Source organism: Parabacteroides sp. AF18-52 (assembly GCF_003479145.1).
GTDB lineage: Bacteria > Bacteroidota > Bacteroidia > Bacteroidales > Tannerellaceae > Parabacteroides > Parabacteroides faecis.
In genome coordinates this window covers 1-1,570 of sequence record NZ_QUGR01000040.1, presented here as the reverse complement: position 1 = coordinate 1,570, position 1,570 = coordinate 1, and the positions used below count along the sequence as shown (strand labels likewise).

Sequence of the window (1,570 nt, the reverse complement as noted above, 5' to 3'; positions counted from 1 at the left end):
AATCAATAAAAAGGGTTGACTCGGTTTATAGTTAATAATAAAAAGGGTTGTCCCTTTTGTTGTTTATTTCTGAAAGAGGTTTACTCTCTAATTATTTGCCGGCAAAAATAATCAAGAGTGTGATTCTCTCCAAATAAATTATGAAAAACCACCGCGGAGGATTGCCATGCGGCTGGAGGCGTGAAGCCTCCAAAGAGCTTCCTCAGCCTGATATTCTTCTATCCAGTCAGACTTACGTTTATCTGGCTCTTAATGGCATTTTCCCGATAACTTATCCACCTTTTCTTCAGTTCTCCCCTGCACTGTGCAGCCTGAGACGGGGTCATGCCGTTCAGACTCCAATGCGGACGTTCATTGTTATAGAAGTCTACAGCCGATTTTACCGCAGCCTTCACTTCCGGGATACAAGTAAACTTCATATCTTTAAGAAGTTCATTCTTAATGGTATTATTTACCCGTTCGGCTATGGCATTTTCCTTGGGGTTTCCAGTTTCAGTCATGCTTATGCGGATTCCGCAGTCTTTCAAGCGGGCTGTATAGGCATAACCGGCATACTGGATACCACGGTCAGAATGATGGATCAAACCGGACAGGTCTTTTCGACCATAATGGCTGATAGCCATTTCCAAAGCATCTAAAGGATACTTGGTAGCCAACGTTTCTCCGATACTATATCCTATGATTTCCTTACTGTAAGCGTCGGTGACGACTGACAAATAACAAAAAATATTTTTACCCGTTACCGGATTCTCTCCCAGATGAATATAAGTAATGTCGCTGACCATCAGCTGACAAGGAGCCTGGGGGAGGAAGTTTCTAACCAGATTGGGATAAACAGGACGGTCATGTTCCGAGTTGGTGGTACGGGTACGATGATGCCGTTTGCGAATTTTCAGCGAGAAACGCTCCAGTATATCATAAAAACGATTATAACCCACGCTGTTTTCCTGACCAAATCGGCTACGGTACATCAGCCAGAGTTTGTTTCCTCCTATTCCGGGGTCTTTGGCACGGACTTCTTTAGCGTATTCTATCACAAATGATTCCAATGCCAATCTTTGCATCAGCTTGTCCTGATGTTTATAGTAGGCTTGTTTGCTTACACCAAGTAGACGACACATAGGGACAATGCAATATCGCTTTTTGTCCCTATTGTGCAGCCTACCTGCTACTTGGTGCCAGCTTTTTTTAGGTCAATCCCATATACTTCTTTTCCAAAAGCGACCATTTCCTCATAAAAATCAGCACGCAAGCGTTCCTGGGCAAGGCTTTTCTTCAACTCGCTTATCTCCTTGAGTAATTCTTTGTAATCTTCAGGAGTCACATTTTTACCTTGTTTCTTCATCTGTTCTACCTGTTTGGGATTATCGCGTTCAAAGGTAGATAATGAACGATAAACTGTCACACGACTTACATGCATTTTTTCCATGATGGAGGATATGTCCAATCCTTCTATTACACGAAGACGGTAGATTTCCTCATTACGACTATACTGTATTCGCTTTTGTTGATAATTTTGTTCTCTCATTTTGGATTCTTATAGAGAGTCAACCATATCTACAAAAAGACA

The 1,570-nt window shown here is 42.0% G+C and carries 2 protein-coding genes; both read right to left on the bottom strand.

All coding sequences use genetic code 11. From position 1 onward, the window contains the following. Window positions 1-218: 218 nt before the first annotated feature. Window positions 219-1,160, bottom strand: coding sequence for an IS3 family transposase (locus tag DWX23_RS24710; protein ID WP_255419765.1), 942 nt, complete (start codon window positions 1,158-1,160; stop codon window positions 219-221). 8 nt (window positions 1,161-1,168) lie between these two features. Next, the gene (locus tag DWX23_RS24705) at window positions 1,169-1,528 is read right to left on the bottom strand and encodes a hypothetical protein (RefSeq protein WP_122376452.1); all 360 of its coding nucleotides are present in this window, start codon (window positions 1,526-1,528) and stop codon (window positions 1,169-1,171) included. Between the last annotated feature and the right edge of the window lie 42 nt (window positions 1,529-1,570).

Coding starts and splice junctions, on each gene's coding strand:
- DWX23_RS24705 (WP_122376452.1), bottom strand. CDS start 1,528: ATGAGAGAACAAAATTATCAACAAAAGCGAATACAGTATAGTCGTAAT.